Origin of the sequence: uncultured Amnibacterium sp. (assembly GCF_964245895.1) — a bacterium.
Lineage (GTDB): Bacteria > Actinomycetota > Actinomycetes > Actinomycetales > Microbacteriaceae > Amnibacterium.
On sequence record NZ_CAXTOQ010000206.1, the window covers coordinates 1 to 4890 of the forward strand.

The 4890-nt window shown below is 73.6% G+C and carries 7 protein-coding genes; 3 read left to right on the plus strand and 4 right to left on the minus strand.

Annotation, left to right across the window (positions count from 1 at the left end; genetic code table 11):
* Nucleotides 1-57: 57 nt before the first annotated feature.
* The 4 genes from ACFE60_RS17590 to ACFE60_RS17605 all read right to left on the minus strand — a co-directional run bounded on the left by ACFE60_RS17590 (nt 58) and on the right by ACFE60_RS17605 (nt 2774).
* Entirely contained in the window at nt 58-429 is a 372-nt protein-coding gene (locus tag ACFE60_RS17590; protein ID WP_375390154.1) for an RNA polymerase-binding protein RbpA, read from the minus strand.
* An 88-nt stretch (nt 430-517) separates the two neighbouring features.
* The gene (locus ACFE60_RS17595) at nt 518-1243 is read right to left on the minus strand and encodes a glycerophosphodiester phosphodiesterase family protein (protein WP_375390155.1); all 726 of its coding nucleotides are present in this window, start codon (nt 1241-1243) and stop codon (nt 518-520) included.
* Entirely contained in the window at nt 1240-2283 is a 1044-nt protein-coding gene (locus tag ACFE60_RS17600; RefSeq protein ID WP_375390156.1) for an SPFH domain-containing protein, read from the minus strand. The genes ACFE60_RS17595 and ACFE60_RS17600 overlap by 4 nt, the downstream gene beginning before the upstream one ends.
* Nucleotides 2280-2774, minus strand: a complete 495-nt coding sequence (locus ACFE60_RS17605; protein WP_375390157.1) for an NfeD family protein — start codon at nt 2772-2774, stop codon at nt 2280-2282. The genes ACFE60_RS17600 and ACFE60_RS17605 overlap by 4 nt, the downstream gene beginning before the upstream one ends.
* Before the next feature lie 74 nt (nt 2775-2848).
* On the opposite strand from ACFE60_RS17605, the gene ACFE60_RS17610 reads away from it, so the two are divergent.
* The 3 genes from ACFE60_RS17610 to ACFE60_RS17620 are packed head-to-tail and all read left to right on the plus strand — an operon-like array spanning nt 2849 to nt 4848.
* On the plus strand, nt 2849-3628 hold the full coding sequence (locus tag ACFE60_RS17610) for an SDR family oxidoreductase (RefSeq protein ID WP_375390158.1): 780 nt from the start codon (nt 2849-2851) through the stop codon (nt 3626-3628).
* A 3-nt stretch (nt 3629-3631) separates the two neighbouring features.
* The gene (locus ACFE60_RS17615) at nt 3632-4078 is read left to right on the plus strand and encodes an NUDIX hydrolase (RefSeq protein ID WP_375390159.1); all 447 of its coding nucleotides are present in this window, start codon (nt 3632-3634) and stop codon (nt 4076-4078) included.
* A gap of 26 nt (nt 4079-4104) precedes the next feature.
* Nucleotides 4105-4848, plus strand: a complete 744-nt coding sequence (locus ACFE60_RS17620) for an EI24 domain-containing protein (protein WP_375390160.1) — start codon at nt 4105-4107, stop codon at nt 4846-4848.
* Nucleotides 4849-4890 lie beyond the last annotated feature (42 nt).

The window sequence follows — 4890 nt, forward strand, 5'->3', positions numbered from 1 at the left end:
TGAGACGACGAGAGGCGCCGCCCCCGGGGGACGGCGCCTCTCGACGAGGTCGGCGCGCTAGGACGCCTTCTTGTCGTTCGTCTTGCCGCGGCGGGCGCGCAAGTACTGCAGACGCTCCTCCAGCAGCTCCTCGAGCTCGGCGCGGGTGCGCCGCTCGAGCAGCATGTCCCAGTGGGTGCGCGGCGGCTTCGTCTCCTTGACGGTCTGCGCCGCGAGGGTGCCGTCCTCCTCGAGCAGCTGGCCCTCCTGCCCGGTCCTCGGGCTGGTCCACCGCTCGGGGATGTCCGCCTCCGCGGCGAACGTCACCGAGAACGTGCTCCCGTCGGTGGCCTGGTACTCGCGCACCTGGCGCTCCGAGAACACCACGCCTTCCTCGCTCTGCAGGCTCTGCCCGCCGAGACGCATTCCTCGCAGACTGCGATCAGCCATTCGTATCGTCCCCTCTCCCCGCGTCCGGTCTAACAGTCCTTCGGCGCGCACCTCGGCTCGGAGGGGGTTTCTCAGAACCTTCGGAGGGTCAGCGGAGCGCGTCCCTCGCCAGGTCGGCGCGGTCGGTGACGATGCCGTCGGCGCCCCGCGCGACGAGCTCCCGCATCCGCACCGGGTCGTTGATCACCCAGAAGTGCACCTCGACCCCGGCGGCATGGAGCGCCGCGATCGCCCAGGGGGTGGCGAGGTCGGTCCGCGCCGCGCGCTCGGGGATCTGCACCGCCTGCACGCCGCGCAGCGCCAGCCGGGTCAGCCCGGGCGTGTGCAGGCGCAGGCTCGCGATCGCGCCGGCCACGCCGGTAGACGACGCCGACGTCGAGGCCGTCGGCAGCAGCCGCAGCGCGGCGCGGCGTCGGCGGCCGGAGAAGGAGGTGAGCAGGACCCGCGGCGCGGCGCCGACGTGCTGCACCGCAGCCGCCGCGGGCGCGACGGCGTCCTGGTGCTTCACGTCGATGTTGAAGCGGGCGTCCGGCAGCGCGACCAGCGCCTCCTCGAGCGTCGCGACCTGGGGCAGCGCCTTCCGCAGCTCGCCGAGCCGCAGCGTGCCGATCGGCCTCCGATCGGGCAGCTCGGCGTCGTGCACCAGCACCGCCGCACCGTCCGCCGTCGCCCGCACGTCCGTCTCGAGGTGCGTCGCGCCGGCGGCGAGCGCGGCCTGGAAGGCGCCGATGCTGTTCTGCGGCGCGTCGAGCGCCAGGCCCCGGTGCGCGAGGATCCGGGGGAGCGGGCCCTCGAACCAGTCGCTGCGGCTCACTGCGCCGCGGCGGGCGGCGCGGGCTCGGCCGGCGGAGCCGCCTGCGCGGGCGCCACGGACGGCTCGGGGGGACGCACCGACGAGGGCGCCGGCGCGGCCGGCTCGCGGCGCTCGCGCTGACCTGCGGCCGCAGCGGCCTGACCGATGCCCTGCGTGAACCCGCCGCCGATGCCCTTCAGCGCCTCCGTCAGCTCCGACGGGATGATCCACAGCTTGTTCGAGGCGCCGTCCGCGAGCTTCGGCAGCGTCTGGAGGTACTGGTACGCGAGCAGGGGGCCGTCCGGGTTCCCGGCGTGGATCGCGTCGAACACCGTCTGGATGGCCTTCGCCTCGCCCTCGGCGCGGAGGACGCGGGCCTGCGCCTCGCCCTCGGCCTGCAGGATCTGCGACTGCCGCTCGCCCTCGGCCTGGAGGATCGCGGACTGCTTCGTGCCCTCGGCGGTCAGGATCTGGGCGCGGCGGCTGCGCTCGGCGCGCATCTGCTGCTCCATCGAGTCCTGGATGGACACCGGCGGCTCGATCGACTTCAGCTCGACCCGGTTGACGCGGATGCCCCACTTGCCGGTCGCCTCGTCCAGCACGACCCGCAGCTGGCCGTTGATGTTGTCGCGGCTGGTGAGCGCCTCCTCCAGGTTCAGCCCGCCGACGACGTTGCGCAGCGTCGTCGTGGTCAGCTGCTCGACGGCGACCAGGTAGTTCGCGATCTCGTAGGTGGCCGCCCGCGCGTCCGTCACCTGGAAGTAGACGACGGTGTCGATCGAGACGACGAGGTTGTCCTCGGTGATCACCGGCTGCGGAGGGAAGGAGACGACCTGCTCGCGCAGGTCGAGCAGCGGCCGCAGACGGTCGATGAACGGCACGAGCAGGTTCAGACCCGGCAGGAGCGTCTTGTGGTACCGGCCGAGCCGCTCGACGACCCCCGCCCTGGCCTGCGGCACGACCCGCACCGCCCTGGCGAGCACGACGATGACGAAGATGACGACGACGATCGCGAGGACGATCAGGAACAGCTGGCCGAGGAATGCGCCTGCTTCGGTCATGGGGTCGCTCCGGTTCCGGGGTTCGGGATGGTCGCCGGCGAGACGACGGCGGTGGCGCCGTCGATGCTCACCACGGTGAGCCGGGCGCCTGCGCCCACCTCCGCGTGCTCGTTCGCGGTGTCGAGCCGCGCGGTCCAGGTCTCGCCGTTCGCGAGGCGGGCGAAGCCGCCGCCGTCCACGAAGGGGACGGTCGCCCTGGCGGTCATGCCGGACAGGGCGTCCACGTTGGTCAGCTCGCGCGGCCTGCCCGCCACGAGCAGCCGGTAGAGCACCGGCCGGATGATGAAGACGAGCAGGGCCGACAGCACGGCGGCCGCGAGCACCTGCACGGCGACCGGCCAGCCGAGCAGCCAGGTCCCCAGGCCGCCCACGAGCGAGCCGATCGCGATCATGGCGAAGACCAGGTTCAGGCTCAGCAGCTCGAGCACGACCGCGGCGACGACGACCACCAGCCAGAGCACCCAGGTGTAGGCGAAGAGGTCGGGGAACATCGGCGTACTCCTGTGGTCCGGCCTCGAACGGTAGCACCGGGCGGCGCGCGGCACGACCGATAGGCTCGGCGCCCGTGAGCGACCGAGACGCCGACCTCGTGCCCGTGCGCAAGCGCGCCCTGATCACCGGTTCCTCCCGCGGCATCGGCGCCGACACCGCGGTGCTGCTCGCCGGGCGCGGCTTCGACGTGGTGATCAACTACCGCGACGAGAAGAAGGTCCGCCGGGCGGACGCGGTCGTGCAGAAGGTGCGGGACGCCGGAGGGGAGTCGTTCGCCGTGCGCGCCGACCTCACCGACGGCGAGTCCGTCGAGGCGCTGATGCGGGCGGTCGTCCGCGAGTGGGGCGGCCTCGATCTGCTGATGCTGAACGCCTCGGGCGGGATGGAGGCGGGCGCGGCGGAGGACTACGCGCTGCAACTGAACCGGGACGCGCAGGTTCGGGTGCTCGAGGCGGCGGTGCCGCTGATGGACCCGGGATCGCGGGTCGTCTTCGTCACCAGCCACCAGGCGCACTTCATCGCGACGACGCCGACGATGCCGGAGTACGAGCCCGTCGCGCGCAGCAAGCGGGCCGGCGAGGACGCGCTGCGCGCGCGCATCCCCGCGCTCGAGGCGCTCGGGATCGGGTTCGTCGTCGTCTCCGGCGACATGATCGAGGGCACGGTCACCGCGCAGATCCTGAACCGCGCCAGCCCGGGAGCGCTCGACGCCCGCCGGGAGGCCGCAGGGCGCCTCTACAACGTGCAGGAGTTCGCGGAGGAGATCGCGGCGGCGGCCGTCGAGCCCGTGCCCGCCGACCGCACCCGGCTGGTGGGCGACGTCTCGAGCTTCGCGCCGATCCCGGGGGAGTAGCGCGTGGCCGAGCGGTCGACCTCCAGGCTCGTCGTCGCCGACCACGACGAGCGCGTGCTGCTGTTCCTCACCTACGGCAAGGACCACGCGGTCCCACCCCGCTGGATCACCCCGGGCGGCGGCGTGGACCCCGGCGAGGACTTCCCTGCGGCGGGGGTGCGGGAGCTGCGGGAGGAGACCGGGCTCGTCGTCGACTCGGTCGGCGAGCCGTTCGCGCACGTGGACTTCGCGGTCGACACGGCCTGGCACCCCTACGAGCTCGGCCACTGGTCGTGGTTCGCGATCCGCACGCAGCACTTCGAGCCGAGCGACGCCGGATGGATGCCGGACGAGCGCGACGACATCGTCGCCTCCCGGTGGTGGACGGCCGACGACCTCGCGGCCTCGGGGGAGCCGTTCGAGCCCGCCGACCTGCCCGACCTGATCCGGCAGGGGCTCGCCCGGCTCTGACCGCCCCGGCACGGGAGGATCGTCCCGTGCGCGAGTTCCTCCGCGGGGTCGGCGACCTCGGCCGCGGCTTCCGGTTCTGGGCGACCTCGCCGCGCCTGATGCTCCTCGGCGCGATCCCGGCGCTGCTCGTCGGCGCCGTGTGGGTCGGGCTGCTCGTCGCCCTGATCGCCTCCATCGACGACGTGGCGACGGCGCTGACGCCCTTCGCGAGCGGATGGGGCGAGCCGTGGGCGTCCGGCGCCCACGTCGTCGTGGGCATCGCCCTGCTCGTCGTGGCCGTCGCCGTCGCGGCGCTCTCGTTCACGGCCGTCGTGCTGACCGTGGGGGACCCCTTCTACGAGCGCATCTCCGGCGCGGTCGAGCGCCGGCTCGGCGACCCGCCGCAGGAGCGCGACGAGCCGCTGCTGCGCGGCGTCCTGCGAGCCGCTCGGGACGGGATCGTGCTGCTGCTCGCCTCCGTCGCGGTGGGGCTCGTCTCGTTCCTGCTCGGCCTCGTCCCGGTGGCCGGAGCCGTGCTCGGCGGGGTCTTCGGCGCCGTGGTCGGCGGCTGGTTCCTGACCGTGGAGCTGACCGGGGCGCCGTTCGACGCCCGCGGCTACCGGTTGCGCGACCGTCGCCGCATCCTCGGGCGCAGCCGTGCCCGCGCGCTGGGCTTCGGCGTGGCGACGTGGGTGCTGTTCCTGATCCCGCTCGGCGCCGTGTTCGCGATGCCGGCGGCCGTCGGGGGAGCGACGGTCCTCGCGCGCGGCGCCCTCGCCGAGCGTGTCTGATGGTTTGTGTAAGCGGTGATGGGGCCGTTTGAAGGGACCAAA